The 17,744-nt window shown below is 69.9% G+C and carries 12 protein-coding genes and 2 tRNA genes; 5 read left to right on the top strand and 9 right to left on the bottom strand.

All coding sequences use genetic code 11. The features are described from left to right. The first annotated feature begins 8 nt into the window (after window positions 1–8). A complete protein-coding gene (locus OPF83_RS08415; RefSeq protein ID WP_264886911.1) occupies window positions 9–611 on the top strand; it encodes a helix-turn-helix domain-containing protein in 603 nt (200 codons plus the stop codon). After that, window positions 526–1,815 carry a site-specific integrase gene (locus OPF83_RS08410; protein WP_264886910.1) on the top strand — a complete coding sequence of 430 codons (1,290 nt, stop codon included), beginning with the start codon at window positions 526–528 and terminating at the stop codon, window positions 1,813–1,815. Before OPF83_RS08415 ends, OPF83_RS08410 begins: the two co-directional genes overlap by 86 nt. A gap of 83 nt (window positions 1,816–1,898) precedes the next feature. Here OPF83_RS08410 and OPF83_RS08405 read toward each other — a convergent pair. Then, window positions 1,899–1,971 (bottom strand) — tRNA-Arg (locus OPF83_RS08405). Between the two features lie 46 nt (window positions 1,972–2,017). Then, a tRNA-Ser gene (locus OPF83_RS08400) sits at window positions 2,018–2,109 on the bottom strand. A 105-nt stretch (window positions 2,110–2,214) separates the two neighbouring features. Here OPF83_RS08400 and OPF83_RS08395 point away from each other — a divergent pair. The 3 genes from OPF83_RS08395 to OPF83_RS08385 all read left to right on the top strand — a co-directional run bounded on the left by OPF83_RS08395 (window position 2,215) and on the right by OPF83_RS08385 (window position 6,275). After that, a complete protein-coding gene (locus tag OPF83_RS08395; RefSeq protein ID WP_264886909.1) occupies window positions 2,215–3,273 on the top strand; it encodes a pyridoxal phosphate-dependent aminotransferase in 1,059 nt (352 codons plus the stop codon). 119 nt (window positions 3,274–3,392) lie between these two features. Then, window positions 3,393–5,129, top strand: a complete 1,737-nt coding sequence (locus tag OPF83_RS08390; protein ID WP_264886908.1) for a bifunctional UDP-sugar hydrolase/5'-nucleotidase — start codon at window positions 3,393–3,395, stop codon at window positions 5,127–5,129. A 165-nt stretch (window positions 5,130–5,294) separates the two neighbouring features. Continuing rightward, window positions 5,295–6,275 (top strand): S9 family peptidase, encoded by a 981-nt coding sequence (locus OPF83_RS08385; RefSeq protein ID WP_264886907.1) that lies wholly within the window; start codon window positions 5,295–5,297, stop codon window positions 6,273–6,275. On the opposite strand, the gene OPF83_RS08380 is transcribed toward OPF83_RS08385, so the two are convergent. From OPF83_RS08380 to OPF83_RS08350, 7 genes are read right to left on the bottom strand one after another with little or no spacing between them, the layout of a single operon-like run. Continuing rightward, window positions 6,265–7,467: an acyl-CoA dehydrogenase family protein gene (locus OPF83_RS08380; RefSeq protein ID WP_264887010.1), complete on the bottom strand. Its 1,203-nt coding sequence runs from the start codon at window positions 7,465–7,467 to the stop codon at window positions 6,265–6,267. The two genes, OPF83_RS08385 and OPF83_RS08380, sit on opposite strands and share 11 nt — an antisense overlap. Before the next feature lie 56 nt (window positions 7,468–7,523). Then, the gene (locus OPF83_RS08375) at window positions 7,524–8,858 is read right to left on the bottom strand and encodes a salicylate synthase (protein WP_264886906.1); all 1,335 of its coding nucleotides are present in this window, start codon (window positions 8,856–8,858) and stop codon (window positions 7,524–7,526) included. Next, window positions 8,855–10,273 carry a lysine N(6)-hydroxylase/L-ornithine N(5)-oxygenase family protein gene (locus OPF83_RS08370; RefSeq protein ID WP_264886905.1) on the bottom strand — a complete coding sequence of 473 codons (1,419 nt, stop codon included), beginning with the start codon at window positions 10,271–10,273 and terminating at the stop codon, window positions 8,855–8,857. The genes OPF83_RS08375 and OPF83_RS08370 overlap by 4 nt, the downstream gene beginning before the upstream one ends. Continuing rightward, window positions 10,270–11,841 (bottom strand): pyridoxal-dependent decarboxylase, encoded by a 1,572-nt coding sequence (locus OPF83_RS08365; RefSeq protein WP_264886904.1) that lies wholly within the window; start codon window positions 11,839–11,841, stop codon window positions 10,270–10,272. Before OPF83_RS08365 ends, OPF83_RS08370 begins: the two co-directional genes overlap by 4 nt. 8 nt (window positions 11,842–11,849) lie before the next feature. Further along, window positions 11,850–13,388: a peptide synthetase gene (locus tag OPF83_RS08360; protein WP_264886903.1), complete on the bottom strand. Its 1,539-nt coding sequence runs from the start codon at window positions 13,386–13,388 to the stop codon at window positions 11,850–11,852. Then, the gene (locus tag OPF83_RS08355) at window positions 13,385–15,841 is read right to left on the bottom strand and encodes a penicillin acylase family protein (protein ID WP_264886902.1); all 2,457 of its coding nucleotides are present in this window, start codon (window positions 15,839–15,841) and stop codon (window positions 13,385–13,387) included. The genes OPF83_RS08360 and OPF83_RS08355 overlap by 4 nt, the downstream gene beginning before the upstream one ends. Continuing rightward, entirely contained in the window at window positions 15,838–17,742 is a 1,905-nt protein-coding gene (locus OPF83_RS08350; RefSeq protein WP_264886901.1) for an IucA/IucC family siderophore biosynthesis protein, read from the bottom strand. Before OPF83_RS08350 ends, OPF83_RS08355 begins: the two co-directional genes overlap by 4 nt. Between the last annotated feature and the right edge of the window lie 2 nt (window positions 17,743–17,744).

Raw genomic sequence — 17,744 nt, 5'->3', positions numbered from 1 at the left:
CTGTTCGCATGGAGAGCGGATACAACGGTGTGAGCGCAGCGGACTGGGCCGACGAACTGACCCGGCGAGTAGGAGACGCGATGCGCACCAGGAGAACCGAACTCGGCATTACTGCCGCTGCAGTTGCCGACAGGACTAAACGGCTCGGCTACCCGATCACGCGATCCACGCTTGCAAAGATCGAGTCGGGGTCGCGGGCGAGCAAGCTGGACATATCCGAACTGTTGATCCTTGCCCTAGCGCTAGAAACAACTCCTGCATTGCTCATGTACAGCGATGCCCCTGACGGCGAGTCCCGAATATCTCCATCCAGCCCCCCGTTCCCCTCGGGCGACTCATACGAATGGTGGTGCGGTGAAACCGGAGGAATGGGCATCTGGAGTGCCGAACATGAGAGTGACTCAGTAGCTCGTATCTCGTCACTGCGACGACTGCTCAGGATTCGGAAGGCTCGCGGGCGGGAACGGTTGCGGCTCTACCGGGAACAGGGAAGCCCTTACCGGGACAGTGCTCTGGTCCTAGAACTTGACGAGGAGGAGTCGGAGGCTGCAAGGCAAGCTGCCCGCGACGGCTGGACGGTCAAGGGTTACGGGGAGCACGACAATGGCTAGGCGACGTCTCCGCGTAGGAGAACTTGGAGAAGTCCGAATCAAACAACTCGGCCCACGCTCATACCGGGCCTACGTCAATGTGCGATGCCGCGACGACCGGCTACGGCAAGTCCAGGCGGACGGCGAGTCCGTCGAGAAGGCGCGTGCCGCCGTACGCATCGCAGCGAAACGCCGCGCCGGAGTCATCGAGGACGGCATCGGCCCCCAGACGAAACTGTCCACCGTCATCAACATCTGGATCGACGGGAAGCTGGAAGCCGGTGAGATCGCCGTACAGACGGCAGAAACATACCGGGCTGACGCCCGCGCCATGTCCGGCGACAACGGTGGCATTGCCGACATGAGGCTGGAGGACTGCACCGCTGAGATCGTCCAGACATGGTTGAAAGACGTGTCCAGGTCTCGGCCCGGATTGGCAAAGCGGTTCAAGGTCATCGTGCGTGGCGCGTTCGCACTCGCCGACGAACGTGGAGCGAACCTAGATCGACCCGACCCTGTAGGACAAGTACGCCTGACACGCCCCAAGCGGACAGCGCCACGCGCCGCAACCCTCGATGATCTCCAAGCGGTGCGCCGCCGAATCGCAGCATGGCAGGCAGGCGACGACGACAAGCGACGCGGCGGACGGCCACGGTGGCAACACACCGGGCACGCCCTGGACATCATGCTGGCCACCGGATGCCGGATCGGCGAACTGCTGGCGCTCACCTGGGACGACGTTGACCTCACGGCCACACCTCCCACCGTCACAGTGTCGGGAACCATCATCCGGCTGGAGGGCACGAAGGCTGAAGGCGGCGGACTGGTCCGTCAACCGACCCCGAAGACTGCGAGCGGCTACCGGACGGTGGCGCTGCCCCGGTTCGCCGTCGACGCGCTTATTGCGCTGAAGGTGAACGCTCCACGCTCCGACCAGAACCTAGTGTTCGTCAATGCCGTGGGCGGACCTATCGACCCCCACAACTGGCGTCGGCGGTGGCGTGAGATTCGGGGCGACGAGTACGCCTGGATCACTCCCCACACTTTCAGGCGGACGGTGGCGACGCTCGTGGACCGGGAAGTCGACGTTGAGTCTGCGGCGGCGGTCCTCGGCCACTCCGGTACTGCGGTGACGAAGAAGCACTACGTCGAACGGGCGTCGGTCGCGCCGGACATGTCACTGGTCCTAGATCAGCTCGGCCCGCAGGACGTAAACACTGGATAAGTGCTGGATCGGTGAACCCATAACCGACCAAACAGAAACCCCCGCCGGCCTCATTCGTGCAGGTCAGCGGGGGTTTTCTCTTGTGCGCCCGAAGGGATTCGAACCCCTAACCTCTTGATCCGTAGTCAAGTGCTCTATCCATTGAGCTACGGGCGCATATTCATCTGTCGTGCCAGATCCCCGGTCACCCGGTTCCCCGACATGGCGGAGGCGAGAGGATTTGAACCTCCGGTCCCCTTTTAGGAGGACAACTCATTAGCAGTGAGTCCCATTCGGCCGCTCTGGCACGCCTCCTGGAGGCTCTTCCGAACCAACGAGAAACAACAGTACACAACGGGTCCGCAGGATCGCAAAACAGCCGGTCACCCCCGCGAAAGCTACTGGAACTACGCTGTTCATATGAGCCCCGACGTGCGTACCGATCTCGACGCCATCCCCGCCTACGTGCCGGGTGCGACTGTGCCCGGCGCGGTCAAGCTCGCCTCAAACGAGACGACTGCCGGCCCGCTGCCTTCCGTGGCAGCCGCGATCGCCGAGGCAGCCGCCGGCGCCAACCGCTACCCCGACATCATCGCGCGGGCACTCGTAGACAAGCTCGCCGACTTCCTGGGCGTCCAGCCCTCCAACGTGACGGCCGGGTGCGGCTCGGTGGCCCTGTGCCAGCAACTCGTCCAGGCATCGTGCGCACCGGGCGACGAGGTGATCTTCGGCTGGCGCTCCTTCGAGGCCTACCCGATCGTCGCCCGCATCGCGCACGCCGTGCCGGTACAGGTACCCAATCGCGCCGACGGGTCACTGGACCTGGACGCGATCGCCGAGGCCGTCACCGACCGCACCCGGTTGATCTTCGTGTGCACGCCCAACAACCCGACCGGGCCGGCCGTCTCCCGCACAGAACTCACGAAGTTCCTGGACCGCGTCCCCGAGCGGGTCACCGTGGCACTGGACGAGGCGTACTACGAATACCTCCGCTCCGACGATGCGGTGGACGGCGTCGCCGAGGCGATGGCGCGCACGAACGTCGTGTCCCTGCGGACCTTCTCCAAGGCATACGGTCTCGCGGGACTGCGGGTCGGCTACCTGGTCGGCCCGGCGGACCTGGTCACGCCGGTGGTGAAGATGGTCGTGCCGTTCTCGGTGAGCTCACTCGCCCAGGCCGCCGGGATCGCCTGTCTCGAGGCCGGCGACGAGCTGCGATCCCGGACCGACGCGGTGGTCGCCGAGCGCACCCGGGTCCGCGAGGCACTGCTCGCCAGCGGCTTCGAGGTTCCCGAGAGTCAGGCGAACTTCATCTGGCTCCCGCTCGAAGACCGGGCCACCGCGTTCAACGATCACTGCCGGGAACGCCTGGTCATCACCCGGTGCTTTGCCGGGGACGGGGTTCGCGTATCCATCGGAGATCCGGCCGAGAACGATCGCTTCCTCTCTGCCGCTCAGGAATTCGTGACCGTAATGTGACAATTCTGGCGGGGTCTCGTGACCTCGCGGCGGCACCATGGTCCCAGTCACGGAAGCAACCACGGTGTCCGCTTCCGCTTTTGCCGCGTCCACGAGCGAGCGGCGGTTGAGGAGTCGGTGTGCAGTTGCAGGGTTCGAAGGGTGATCCGAACTCTGCATCTGTCTATACGTCCAGGTTGCGACCCGCCGCTGCGGTCGTGCTCGCCGTGTCGGCGATGATCCTGAGCCTGGTCCACCCTCCGTTCGCCGCGGCCCAGACCGGCGCGACCAGCAAGCCGTGGAGCCCGTCAAACCAGACGCAATCGGTCCGGATCCTCGGCATCGGAGAGTTCGCCGGCGCGATCTCCCGACCGGTCGGCTTCCAGGGCGAACTCCGTGACGGATCCGGGAACGTCCGCCCCGCCGGCGGCGGCCCCCACCTCGCGACCACGGTCGACAAGCTCCGCGCACAGGCCGGCGACGCACTCCTCCTGGCGACCGGCGACTCCCTCGGCGGCACCGCGCCGGAGGCGGCCCTGCTGGGCGACCGTCCGACAATCGAGTTCTTCAACCAGATCGGCGTGGACGGGGCCGGCATCGGCCGTCGCGAACTGGACAAGGGTACTGACCGTGTCCAGTCCCTGGTCAAGCCGTCCTGCCACACCGAGCAGGAATGCCGCGTCGATCCGCCGCTGCCGCCGTTCCGCGGGGCGGCGTTCCCCTTTCTCGCCTCCAACGTTATCCCGTCGCACGACGCCGCACCGACCTTCCCCTTCGCCATCCACCGCATCGGCGACGTGCGGGTGGGCGTCGTGGCGGTGACCGTTCCGTCGGACTCGGGTCCGGCCACCACCACCCGACTAGCGGACCCGCTGCGCTCAGTCGATTCCACTGTCGAGACCCTGCAGTTCCTCGGGGTCGAAGCGATCGTCGGCATGGTCCAGATGACGGCGGTGCACGACAACCTCGACCCTGGAGCGTGCCCGGACGAGCTCGCCGACAACGACCTGGTGAGGAAACTCAACCCGGCGGTCGACGCCCTCATCGTCGGCGCATCGGGAGGGCCCGCGACCTGCCGCGTCTTCGACCCGGAGAGCGACGAGCGCGTCGTCGTCGCCCCCGCGTCCCACGGACGCTCGGTCACGGTCGTCGACCTGGCCGTCGACACCGCCACCGGCCAGGTTGTCCGCCCCCAGACCTCGGTGTTCAACCAGACCGTCAACCTCGACATCGAGCCCGACCCACGGACCGAGGAACTCGTCCGTCAGGCCACCGCCGCCGCCGCGCCACTCGCCCGGAAGGTGATCGGCGAGGCGTCGACGCCCATCCCGCGCGAGATGGACTCGAACGGCGAGTCCCCCCTGGCCGACGTCATCGCCGACGGTCAACTGCACGCCGCGCGCGGCCGGGGAGCCGACCTCGCCCTGTCCAACCCTGACTCCCTGCGCGCCGACATGCCCGCGGGACCGCTGAGCTACGCCGACCTCCACACGGTCCAGCCCTACGGTGACCGGCTCTACCTGGTGACTGTCACGGGTAAGGAACTGGAGGACGCCTTCGACCTGTTCGCCGACGACATCGGACGCCACGGCCCCGCCGTCTCCTCCAACGTGCACTACACCGTCGACATGACCGAGCCCGAAGGATCGAGGGTCACCGAGATCCTCATCGACGGCCGCCTCGTCGACCCCGACGCCGAATACACGGTCGTGGTCAACGAGTTCCTCTCCTCCCCCGAGTGGAACGGATCGCCGTTCGCCGTCAACGGCGCCCGCCGCGAGGCCGGACTGACCGACATCTCCGCACTGGAGCGGTACGTCACCGACGAAGGCCCGCTCTCCGCTCCGGAACCGGGACGCGTCACCGTCATCCGCTGACATCCGGCAGACCCCGGACGTCACCCCCGATCAGCGGTCACACGGTCGTGTGCCCCCGACCGACGGAGTACGAGAAAGTAAGCTATATTTCACGTCGTGCGTCGAGGTCGATTGTTCATGAGACAGGCCGCTGCGGTCACACAGGCTCGGGGTACAGGGGATGACATGGCAAGACGCGGGCTCGCACGGCGGATCAGTCGCCCGCTTGCCGCTGGCACCGGTGCCCTCATCCTCGTGGCCACACTCACCGCCTGCGTGACCGGGTCGCCGGAGCCGCGCACCGTCACCCACCCGGACTCTCCCGCCCACCTGGCCGAGGTGACGGTCCAGCGCATCGAGTACCCCACGAGCCACGAGGCCCCCGACCCGGCCCAGAACTGGGCCGATCTGTACCTGCCGGCCGGCGAGCACCGGGACCATTCGGTGCCCCTGGCCGTGATCATCCACGGAGGGGTCGCGCAGGACGGGCAAGGTGCCGACTCGTTCGATTCGCTCGCCCGCGCCCTGACCGTCCGCGGGATGGCCGTGTACAACATCGAGTACCGGCGGCTCGGCACAGGCGGTGGCTGGCCCACCACCTACAACGACATCGCCGACGCCCTCGACCACGTGGTCAAGGTCAACGAGAAATTCCCCGCCATCGCCACCGACGACGAGGTGGTGGTGGGACACAGCACGGGTGCCCAGTTCGCCGCGTGGGGCGGGACCAGACACACGCTGAACCACAACGAGGTGGGCGCGTTCCCCGCATTCCGCCCGACGCGGATCGTGTCCATCGCGGGCACTCTGGACTCGGTCTTCTCCGCACGCGCCGGCGACGACCGGGTGCTCAACGCGATCGGCGGGACCCCGCTCCAGGTCCCGGCCCGCTACGCGACGGTGGACCCGGCACAGAACGTCGACCCCGGGACCCCCGTGGTCGCGATCCACGGCACCGAGGACACGGTGGTCCCGCCGGAGAACTCGCGCCGCTACGTGAAGGCCGCCCAGAAGGCTGGCGGCAAGGCCGAACTGACCCTCCTCGAGGGGGAGGACCACGCCTCGATCGTGTCCGTCGACTCCCCGGCGTATCCCAAGGTCGTCGACGCGATAGTCAACGCGTCAGTGGCCGAACTCGACAAGGTCGTCGAGGCCGTCAATCCGTGAGCAGGTGCTCGGACAACGCCATGTAGCCGGCGGTGTCCGGCCGCATGGCCGCAGCGATCAGCTCCCACAGGACCTCGTCGGAGCCGCCGCCGACGCGTCCGAGCTTGATGTCCTTCCACCAGCGGCCCACCGGGGTCTCGTTCAGCAGGTAGCCGGAGCCGCCGAAGATGTGTAGGCACTCTCCCGCGACCTCCTCGGCCAGCCGCACGGCGGTGACCTTGACCGCGGCAGCGGTGCGGACGTTCATCGGCCCGGCCGCGGCGATCCCGTCGAGCGAGAAGCGCAGCATGTCGACGCGGGACTGCAGGTCCGCGACCCGCAGGCGCAGCGCCTGGTGGTCGTACAGGCGCTTGCCGAACTGGCGCCGGTCCATCATCCGGGCCAGTGTGATGCCCAGCAGCATGTCGCAGGCCGAGGCGACCTGGGCGGCCACCGACAACCTTTCGTGAGCGAGGCCCCAGCTGATCACCGCCAAGCCGGTCCCGGCACGCGCGACGATGGCCTCCTCGGGAACCCATGTGTCGATGTCGACGGGTGCGGTGTCGAGCGGCCCGGCCGAGAGCTTGCGGTACCGTTCGCCCACCACCACGCCGGGCGACTTCATCGGCACGGCCACCACCACGTTGTTGCCCTGCGTGCTGCCGTCCTCGGCGCTGCGCGCGACCGCGATCATGTGGCCGGCGATCGGCGAGAGCGAACAGAACTTCTTCCGTCCGCGCACCCGGTAGCCCGCGGCGCCGCCCGAGGTCTCGGGCGTCACCAGGGTCTCGACGATCTGGAGGTCGCTGCCCCCGGACTCCTCCGAGGCGCCGATGCACAGCACCTCGGTGGCGTCGATCGCCCGCTCCGCCAGGTCGGTGAGGTAGTCGGTTTTACCGAACCGGCGCAGCGTGGCGATCCCCGCGTCGTGCAGGCTCACCCCGACGCCGATGCCCGTGGATCCGGTGCGGCCCAGCCGATAGCCCAGCTCGAAGAGCTTGGCGACGTCCGGCCTGGTCGCCCCGGCCCACTTGGCGCGGAAGACCCCGGCCGATCCGAGCTTCTCCAGGAGGGCCCGCGGGAAGATCTCGGTGCGCTCGGCCTCGTTCACCATCGCCGTGACCGTCTCGTCGAAGACGCCGTCGAGCAGGTCCCGGTACTCCGGCAGCGAGACCGGCTCGGTGAACCGTCGCGCGCCGGCGCCAGCGGTCATGTCCGCGGTCGCGCCGGCCGTCACGTCCGCGGCAACGTCCGTGGTCACGCCCCCGGTCACGCCCGGCCCTCCGACGCCGATCCGGCCACGAGATACGGGGCGACGCTCCCGAGCTTCTCGCAGGTCTCGGTGAACTCCCGCTCCGGGTTGCTCTGGCGCACGATGCCGGCACCGGCACGGAGCCAGCTCCGGTCACCCTTCTTGTACACCGAACGCAGGACGAGGGTGGCCTCGAGCTCGCCGGCCGAGGACGCCTTCACCACCGCCCCGGAGTACACGCCGCGCCGCGAGGCCTCGAGCCGGTAGATCGCGTCAATCGCCGGGGCCTTGGGGATACCCGAGGCGGTCACCGACGGGAACAGCTCCTGGAGCGCGTCCCAGGCCGAGTGCGGCTCGGCCAGCTGACCCACGACGGTCGACGCCAGGTGCTGCACGCTGCCGCGGGGTCGGACGGTCATGAACTCGGACACCGCGGTGGTGCCGGGGACGGCCACCGCCGCCACCTCGGCGCACGAGGTCCGCACGGAGATGGCGTGCTCGACGATCTCCTTGTCGTCGTTCTCCAGCTCGACGCGCGCGGCGGCGTCCGCGTCCGGCGAGACGCCGTGGGCGCGGGTGCCGGCCACCGGCTCGGTGGTGATCAGGCCGGACTCGTCGACCGAGCCCACGATCTCCGGGGAGAACCCGGCCGCCTCGAGACCGCCGAGCCGGAACGTGAACGAGCGGGCCGGAGTGTTGGCCAGCCGCCCGGTCAGGTAGGTGGCGGGGATGTCCACGTCGAAGGGCACGGTTACCTCGCGGGAGATGATCACCTTCTCGTAGCGGCCGGCATGGATCTCGTCGATCGCGGTGGCGACCCGCTCGCGGTAGCCGGTCGGGTCCTCGGTCACCGGCAGGGGTCGCCGCGCCTCGTCCTCCACGAGGAGCGGGTTCTGGGCCAGCGACCGCATCCGCGCCTCGAGCTCGGGGTCCACGCCGACGAACCGCAGATCGCCCGAGTGGTCCACGAAGGCCTCGAACTCCGGCACGAAAAGGTGCGCCAGTTCGTCGTCGTCGTCCAGATGGTCGGTCGCCCCGTGGAACGGGGCGCAGAAGTCGAAGCCGATCCAGCCGTAGACGCGCCAGTCGTCCAGGTCGAGTCCGGCCAGGGCCTCCTCCAGCGCTTGCGCGGGGCGCACGGAGTAGCCGGAGGTGCGGACCTGGGCCCTACCCTCGGCGTCGTGGCTGGTCACGCGTACTTCGGAGGCGGTGAGGACGATCTCGCAGCGGACGCCGCCAGCGTAGACCCAGCCGTCGGTGCCCTCGTAGACGAGATGGTCCTCGGCCAGTCCGGCGTGCGCCCAGGTGGCGCAGATCTCCGGCTGGCTCACGCGCGTCGCGATCGCGGTCATGGTGTGGTGGTCCTTCCGGTTCCAGGGAGGTGGTCAGTGCTCGGAGCACCGGGCCCGTCGACCAGGTCGTCGTCCGGCCCGAAGCTGATGAATGCGGTGCGCTGCGGCAGCCGGTACGCCTCGCGGCCGAGCACCGAGTTGAGGATCTTGGCGTTGCGCACGGCGCCGATGTCGAGGTTCGGAGCCGAGACACCGAACGCGTGGTGCTCGGCATTGGCCATGAACAGGCGGTGCGCGAGCGCGGACCCGGCGTCGGCCGGCGCGATCGAGTGGTCGGCCAGCACCACGGGGCGGCCGTGGGCGTCACGCTGCAGGAGGTCGGCGAGCGGCGCCAGGACGGCCGGCGGGCGCTCGGTGTATCCGGTGGCGGCCACCACGAGGTCTGCATCGTGGGCGAGCGTCGCCCCGGTGTCGCGGTGGCGACCGGTCACGCGTAGCCCGCCGCCGCTCGCCTCGACGGAGGCGATCTCCACGCCCGGGCGCAGCTGCACCGGCGCCGCGTCGGCGACGAACTGCCGGCGGTACAGCAGGTCGTGAATGCGGGCCAGGGTGTCCTCGGAGACGCCCTTGTGGAACTGCCAGTGCCCGCGCCTCACCTCGTCGCGCGTCGCCTCGGGGAGACTGTGGAAGTACTCCATGTACGCGGGCGTGGTCATCTCGAGCGAGAGCTTGGTGAAGTCCAACGGCGCGAACCACGGCGTGCGGGTCCACCAGCGCACCGCCGGCCCGCCGGTCAGGTTCGCCTCGAGCAGGTCGGCAACGATCTCGGCGCCGGACTGCCCGGACCCGATCACCGTCACGGCCTCGGCCGCGTGCAGGGCGTCGCGGTGGTACAGGTACTGGCTGCTGTGCACGAGCGCGTCCGAGTCGGTGCGGACCGCCTCGGGGATCGCCGGTTCGGTCCCGATGCCCATCACCACGTGCTCGGCGTGCAGCGTCGACGGGCCGTCCGGGCCGGTGAGGTCCACCTCGAAGTGCCCGGCCTCCTCATCCCAGCGCACCTCGGTGACGGTGGTGCTCCAGCGCAGGCCGGTGAGCTTGCCGATCGCCCAGCGGAGGTAGTCCTCGTACTCGCGGCGGGTCGGGAAGAAGTCCTCCCGGACGAGGAACCGGTAGAGCCGGTCGACGTCGGCGAGGTAGGCGAGGAACGACAGCGGGTGGCTGGGGTCGACGAGCGAGACCAGGTCGGAGAGGAAACTGACCTGGAGCGTGGCGTCGTCGAACATGAGTCCCGGGTGCCACGCGAAGGTGTCGGAGGAGTCGACGACGACGACGTCGGCGCCGTCGACAGTGGACGCCAACGCGGCGAGACTCAGATTGAACGGCCCGCACCCGATCGCCAGGATCGACACCCGTTCGGGTGCGGTGGGCTCGGGTTCGGTGGGCAGTGTCGTGAGTGTCAGTTCTCCGGTCACGGCAGGATCCCCGCTTTCTGCCCGGCGTGGGCGCGTGCGCCCGGGGCGAGTCGGCCCAGTCCTTCGGACTCCACCTCCAGGGCGACGCGGAGGATCTCGTCGACGAGCCCGTCGATGCCGGCGGCGTCGGTCTCGGGGTTGAGCAGGGTGAGCTTGAGGCAGGTCCGCGGCTCGCAGAGGGAGGGGACCCGGACGCGGGTGCGGCCGATCAGGGCGCTCCCCGAGGTGAGGAGCCGGCGGCGGACCTCGGCGTTGACGGTGTCGCTGTCCAACTCGTGGCAGCGGTACCGGAACACCACGGTGGTGAGGGTGGTGCCGGTGACCAGCTCGAGTTGCGGCTCGGACTCGATGCGGCGCTGGGCGTGCAGGGCCAGATCGTGGCAGGACTCGAGCATCTCACCGAGTCCGCTCCGGCCGTATGCCAGGAGCGTCGTGGCGACCTTGAGGACGTCGGGCCGACGGGTGGTCTGGAGCGTTAGTCCCAGCTGACCTCCGAGTCCGGCCTCCAGGTCGTCCTCTGGGTTGAGGTAGGCCACCGACCGGTCGAGGGAGGCGAAGCTGTCGGTGTCGGCGAGGAGCAGCAGACTGGCGGCGGCGGGCTGCCAGCCGACCTTGTGCAGGTCGAGCGTGATCGAGTCCGCCAGCGCGATCCCGTCGAGGAGCCCGGACAGGCGCTCGGAGAAGAGCGCGCCGAAGCCGTAGGCCGCGTCGACGTGCATCCACAGTCCGTACCGGCGGGCGATCTCCGCGATCTCGGGCAGCGGGTCGATGGTGCCGAAGTCGGTGGTCCCGGCCGTGGCGATCACGGCGAACGGGGTCCGCGTGGCACCGGTTGCCGGATCCACGCCGGGGTCGGCGAGGATCGCCTCCAGCGCGGACGGCAGCATCCGGTGCTGCTCGTCGCAGTCGACGGTGATCACCGCGGACTCTCCCAGGCCCAGCGCGGCGCAGGCCCGCTGGACGGAGAAGTGGGCGACCCGGCTGCACAGGACGACGGGCGAACCGAGCGCCGCCACCCCGTCGTGCCGGATGTCGAGGCCGCGGGCGGCACCGGCCTGGTCGCGGGCGATGAGCAGGGCCAGCAGGTTGGAATAAGAGCCTCCGGGACCGAAGACGCCGCCGGCTGTCTCGGGGAGTCCGGCCAGCCTCGCCAACACGTCCACCGCCCAGGTCTCGATCGCCAGGGTCGCCGGGCCCGAGTCATAGGTGTCGAGCGAGGCGTTGGTGGCGCTGGCCAGGGCGTCCGCGGCCACGGCCACCGACAGCGGCGGTGGCTGGAGGTGCGCCGCATAGGTGGAGTCGGTGAGGTTGAGGCCGTAATCGTGCACAATCCGCGCCATGTACTCCAGCGCGGCGGACTCGCCGATGCCGTGGGTGGCCAGTTCCCGGGGTCCGAGCTCGGCGGCCACCCGGGTCAGCACGTCGTTCGGTGCGCCGGCGGGCAGGACCGACGGCTCGCGGCGTCCGCCCGTGGAGTCCGCGGCGCTGATCAGCTGGCGGCCGATCTCACCCCAGCCGCTGCCGGGCCGGACGAACCGCGTCGCCCGGATATCAGTTGGATTGCTCACGTGGTGCCTCACTGTCGAAAGCGGGGATGGGTTAGGGCATCGATCAACGACGACAGCGGCTGCTGCCCGTCGGTCGGGATGCGATGCAGAAGATCGGAGACGACGTCGGCGGCACGCTCGGCGACGTCCTCGCCGGTGCCGTGTTGGTAGTCGACTTCCAGGTGCGCCCGGCTCGGGCCGGCGAGTTCGATCGCCAGGGTCAACGGATAGGGCGCGATCCCGGACGAGACGGACCGGTAGTCCACCTCGACATCGGGCGGGGTCTCGATGTGCCGCATCGGTGACGGTCGCACCGAGGCCATCACCTCCATGACCGGGAACCGGCCGCCGCTGGAGCGCAGTGCGGTGAGGATCGGACCGAAGTCCACGTCGGTGAACTCCATCGCGGCGTAGATCGCCGCGACCGAGTCCCGCATCGCCTGCTCGGTGGTGCCGGAACTGTCGAAGGTGAACCGGATCGGGATGATGTTGCCGCAGTATCCGACCCGGTCCGGCGGCTGCCCGGGGCGTCTGTTGTCGGCGGGGACGGCTATCACCAGGTCTTCCGCGCCGGTGAGGACCGCGGTCGACACCGCGCACAGGGCGACCAGTGCCGCGTTCGGGGTGCCACCGACGGTCGGGGCGAACGCGGCGAACGCCGCGAGGTCGGTCGGGTCAAGGTCACGCCGCAGTTGCGCGCCCGGGGCCTCGTCGACTGGGGCCAGCCAACTGTCCTCGGCAGTGGTGTCCGGCAGCTGCCTTGTGAGCGGGAACCGGATTCCCTCTACCGCCCAGGTCCGGCGGGCGTGCGCCACGGCCCGCTCGACCCGCTCGGGCGAGGCCTCCACGGACGCGCCGGTTGCGCCAGCTGCACCGGCCGGACCTGCCGGGGTATCCGGCTGCGGCCCGGGCCAGCGGCCCGCGAGGATCGCTCCGATCAGGAGCGGCCACGACGTGTCGTCCACCGCCAGGTGGTGGACGCTCAGCACGAGTGTGCTGCCGTCCACCCAGGCGCGGATCGGGAGTTCCGCGGTGAGGTCGAACGGCGTGCGGGCCAGGTGCGCGGCGACCTCGGCGGCCGTGCCGCCGTCCGACTCCGTAGTGCTGGCCCCCGCGACAGCGCCGGCACCCGCGACGGTGCCGGGTCCCGCCACGCCCAGACCCCAGCGTGTGCCCGGGACGATCCACTGGCCCGATGCCTCCCGCGGGACGCGACGGGGTGTGCCGGCGGCGGCGTTGTCGTCGTTGTTCCTGTCGTCGTCGACGATCACCGACCCCAGCACCTCGGCGCCGCGCACGGTGGCCTCGACCCCCTCCACGAGCTGCTCCGCGGTCACCCCGCGGCAGGAGAGCACGAGGGTGATGTTGTGGGACACCGACGCGGTGTCCAGGCGGTGGATCCGCCACATCCGGCGTTCGGCCACACCGAGCCCCGCCGACACGACATTTGTAGAGGCGTGCGTCTTACCCGGCGACTCCACGGCCGCCGGCGCCGAGCCGGCCTGCTGGCGTCGTCGACGCAGCAGTTCCCTCCGCGCGGCCCGCGGGTCGGTCACGGAACTGGTCATCGGTCCTCCCCCACTGTCGCGGTCGCCTCGGCGACCAGATCTCCGCCGCGGTCGCGGGCGACCGAATCGGTCCGCCCCGCGCGCAGGCGCTGCCAGTCACTGACCACTGGAACGGCGTCCCCCACCGCCCAGCTCGACAACTGATCCTGGAAATGCGGACTGTCCGGATGCCCGGCGGCACCCATCGGCACCGACCACACACTGCGGTCCCGCTCGGCGAGATCCCAGACGTAGCGCGCGGCCGAGCCGAGCCGGCAGACGTCGCCGAAGCCCACCGCGGCGGCGTTGGCGAACACGCAGTCCGAATCCCCGCCCAGCGGCACCGGATCGGGTCGGATCCGCGCCGACATCTCGGGATGCGCCGGGGTGGCGCCGATGAGGTCGAACCCGTGGATCGGCGTGAAACGGTGCACATCACCCCAGGTCAGACATCTCTCGCCGCCGTCCGTCTCCGCCGCCAGCTCATCCAGGCACGCCGCGAGGCACCGCACCATGTCCACGCCCGGCACGCGCGTCACCACCGCGGCGAGGCCGTCGGCCATGCGCGGCGCGGGGACGAACCACGGGTCGAGGAAGGACGAGAAGCCGTGCGGCGCGGTGAGTGCCGCCATCGCCTCGTGCCCGGACAGTGCGCGGACGAACCGCGAGCGCAGGGAGCCGAACAACCAGGCCTCGGTGCTGCCTGAGGCCATGGACTGATCCCAGGTCAGCAGGCGCGTGCGCACCCGCTCCGCTGGCTCGCTCAGGTCGGTCGTCGACCGCAGGAGGTCCAGCAGGACGGTGGCGGCGCCCAGGTGGACATCGCGGTAGATCTCGGTGCAGTCCTCGAGACTGACCTCGCCCCGCCCGGTCAGCAGTTCCTCGATCCGCTCGAAGCGGGCGGGGCCGGCGGTCTCGGTGGTGAGCGGCTGCAGCCACGGCCGGGAGTGGGTGCGCTGGTTCGCGATCACCGCGTGGTCCGTCGCCCGGCCGCTGGTGGCGGGGTCGGTCACCGATCCGTGGTCGATGACGGTCCAGGTGTGCCGGGCGTCCCAGCCCGGGACGGGCAGCCAGTAGTTCTCCGGGGCGCGTCGGGGCATGGCGCCGACCAGGTGCTGGCGGACGTCGCCCGCGGCATCGGCGATCACCACGCGGTTGACCGGCTCCGCCCATCCGGCGAGCGCCTGCTCGACCTCGTCGATCGTGCTCGCGAACAGCAGGTCGAGGGCGGCGTCGAAGCCGTAGCCCTCGACGTCGGCGAGCATCGGCGTCCGCAGGCTGATCGCATGCGGCTCGTCCACCCCGCCGAGCACCACAGGCCCGTTCCCGGTCACGATGATCTCCAGCTCCACGGACTCGCCGCCGCGCACGTCGATCGTCTCGGTCCACACCTGCGCCGGCGCGGTGCACTCGGGCGACTGCGCTGTGTCCTCGGTCGTCTGCGCGGTGCCCTCTGGCGACTGCGCGACCACGCCGTCGTCGGTCCGGGTGAGTCGCTCGAGGTAGAGGTCGTGGTAGTCGCCCATCGCGTTGGTGATCGCCCACGCCACGTCACCGGCGTGCGCGAAGTGCGGCACCCCGGGCACGCCGGCAAAGGCGAAGCCCACCACGTCGAACTCCGGGCACGCGAGTTGGCACTGCACGTACAGCCCCGGGAGTTCCAGGAAGCGGTGCGGGTCGCCGGCGATGAGCGCCGCGCCGGTCGCCGTGCGGGCGGAGGTGACGCCCCAGGCGTTGCTGCCGGACCCCGCGGCGCCGTGGGCGACGGCAGGCGTCGGTGCGCCGACCGGCGTCGGAGCGCCGGTGGCCATCGGTGCGCCGACCGGCGTCGGTGCGCCGGGAGCCGCAGTAGAAGACCCGGACGACGACGACACCGACCCGTCGCCTCCCCCGGTCGCTCCTCCCGCGAGTTCGGCCAGGACGAGCTTGATGAACTCCTCGTCCGGGAGGCCGGGCATGGTCTCAGACAGCTCGACCCCGCCCTCGAACTCGAACATCCGCAGCCCGTCTCGTCCAAAGGCGCGCGCGGCCTGGACCCGCCAGAGCTTGTTGGGGAACTGCCCGAACAGGATGTTGTGCATCAGAAAAACGCTGATCGGGGTCCAGGGCTGCCACGGCCTGGGCCGGTGGTCCAGTTCCTCGAGTTCCACCGCGCTGGCCTCGTCCAGTGCGCTGTTGACGCCGTCGGAGTACGCCTCGAGGAGTTCCCGCGTGCGCGGGGAGGACTTGTCGTAGATCGCGCGCGCGGACCGGTGCAGTCCGGCCCGACGGGCGAAGCGGTCCCACTCCACGGCCACGGTCCCGAACACCTCGGCGGTGCGGCCCTCGGCACGCAGTCTCATGAATTCGATCTGCCAGGCGCGATCGAGTGCGCAGGCCCGGCCCTGCCCGTGGAGGGTGTCGGCCGGGGTCTCGCCCCACACGTGCGGGATGCCCCAGTCGTCGCGCAGGATCTCACTGCGCGGCCGGGTCATCGAACGCCCGCCAGGGTGGAGTGCGGGGTGGTCGGCGTCGGACGTCGGCCGGCGATGGGGTTGGCCAGCTCGTGGCCGGCGGCGACCATCGAGGCGTAGGAGTCGTCGTGGTCGACCATGCGTGTGCGGTTGCCGATCTGTAGTCGGTTGAGATGGATGGCACCGAAGGTCTGCGCCCACAGGTCCCAGCGGGCGAAGCGGTCGGCCAGTGCGGGGTGGGCGGACTGGAAGGCGTCCACGCTCGCGGCGACCTCGTCCCAGAACTCGTCGTCGGTGAGCAGTCCGTGCCCGTGCAGGACGCAGGCCAGGGGCCGGAAGAAGTCGTCGAAAACGTCGGAGAGGATGCCCAGGTTGCGGGTGGAATCCGGCTCGCTCGCCTGAGCCCGCTCCCCCTCAGGCGGGAGGTCGGAGCATTCGCCGAGGATGAACACCTCCTCGCCGATGTCCTTGAGGATCACCCGGGTGACTGCGCCCTCGACCAGCACCAGAATGAGGTTCTCGCCGTGTGGCGAGAACTTCAGTTCGTGCGCGTAGAGCAGATAGATGACCGGGTGCAGGTAGGCCTCGAGGTAGCGGCTGAGCCACTGCCTTGGGGTCAGCCCGGAACGGGCAATGAGCGCGCCGATCATCGGGTGGCCGAGGTGGTCGACGTGCAGAAGCGACGCCATAGTGGCCAACTGCTCGCCCTCCCGCAGGACCCCGACCGGCGACTCGCGCCAGAGTGCGGCGAGCATCTTGCGGTACTCCGATCCCGGCGCGGTGACGGCCTGGATCGCGGGGTTGCGGTAGCCGATCGCCGCTGCCTCGTAGCGGACCTCGAAGCCGATCGACCGCAAGTACTCGTCCCCGCCGATCCGGCTGTGTACCCAGTCGTTGATGAGCGGGGTGCTGCTCATGTAGTCCGCGGACATTCCTCGCGTGAAGCCCATGTTGGTGATGGAGAGCGAGACCTTGACGTAGCGGCGGGTCGGTTCGGTGCGGTTGAACAGCGTGCGGATCGACTGTTGCGGTTGGTACTCGTCGGCCCCGGGCCCCAGGTCGACGATCTCGCCGTCGGCAATCTCGCGAGCGAACAGGCGCGCCGCTGTGGACCGCCACTGCCAGGGATGGGCGGGAAGTAGCCGGTACGCGGCCGGGTCGAGTCCACGACCTGCGAGAGTCGCGGCGAAGGCGGCCCGCTGCTGCGGCCCGAGCTCGGAGTCGATCAGCTCGTCGTAGCCGACCCCGTCCATCGCGGCGAAGGTGACGTGCTCGGCCCGGATCGCGAGCCAGTTCAGCGGCGTGGTCCCACCGTGTTCGGGCGCGTATCGGGGCAGGTCATCGGTGGTGAACCCGATCCGGCCCGCGTTGGCGATGAAGCACGGGTGCCCCTCGGTCATGGCCGCCTCGACGGCCTGGAATCCGGCGACGGGGTCCGCGGAACCCGCCGCCAGTTCCGCCACGGGGATCCTGCGCTCCGCCGGGCGATCCGCCCCGAGCGCGAGGGTGTGGGTGAGTTCCTCGAGATACGCGGCCAGCTCTTCGCCGGGACGGCCCTGGCCAGCTGCGCCCTCACCGACTGAGCCCCGCCCCGCGGTCCCCTGTCCGGCGGTGTCCTGCCCAGTCAGCCCCAGGGTGGTGCCGAAGTCGGCGATCAGGGCGATCGGGTCCGGGCGGACCGGGGTGCCGTTAACGGTGCGACGGATGCTCGCCTCGTCGATGCACCACGAGTCCAGCGCGAGAACCTGGGCGGTGAACGAATACTCGGTGGCGCCGTCGTCGGACCGCACCACGTAGGTGTCGGCGTCCACACGCAGCGGCGTCAGGAACCGCTCGTGGCTCAGCTCGGAGAGGATCTTGCGGGTGAGCCGGAGTCGGTACGTGTCCCAGGCCTCCGCGGTGGTCAGCGATGTCGTCCCCACGG

Source organism: Dietzia sp. NCCP-2495 (assembly GCF_026011735.1).
Taxonomy (GTDB): Bacteria; Actinomycetota; Actinomycetes; order Mycobacteriales; family Mycobacteriaceae; genus Dietzia.
Note: the sequence above shows the minus strand (reverse complement) of the source record. Positions and strands in the feature narration are given on the sequence as shown.

What these genes read in the sequence shown, in the direction of transcription:
- OPF83_RS08395 (WP_264886909.1), top strand. Translation starts at nt 2,215, where the DNA reads ATGAGCCCCGACGTGCGTACCGATCTCGACGCCATCCCCGCCTACGTG.
- OPF83_RS08385 (WP_264886907.1), top strand. Translation starts at nt 5,295, where the DNA reads ATGGCAAGACGCGGGCTCGCACGGCGGATCAGTCGCCCGCTTGCCGCT.
- OPF83_RS08380 (WP_264887010.1), bottom strand. Translation starts at nt 7,467, where the DNA reads ATGACCGCTGGCGCCGGCGCGCGACGGTTCACCGAGCCGGTCTCGCTG.
- OPF83_RS08415 (WP_264886911.1), top strand. Translation starts at nt 9, where the DNA reads ATGGAGAGCGGATACAACGGTGTGAGCGCAGCGGACTGGGCCGACGAA.
- OPF83_RS08375 (WP_264886906.1), bottom strand. Translation starts at nt 8,858, where the DNA reads ATGACCGCGATCGCGACGCGCGTGAGCCAGCCGGAGATCTGCGCCACC.
- OPF83_RS08355 (WP_264886902.1), bottom strand. Translation starts at nt 15,841, where the DNA reads ATGACCCGGCCGCGCAGTGAGATCCTGCGCGACGACTGGGGCATCCCG.
- OPF83_RS08360 (WP_264886903.1), bottom strand. Translation starts at nt 13,388, where the DNA reads ATGACCAGTTCCGTGACCGACCCGCGGGCCGCGCGGAGGGAACTGCTG.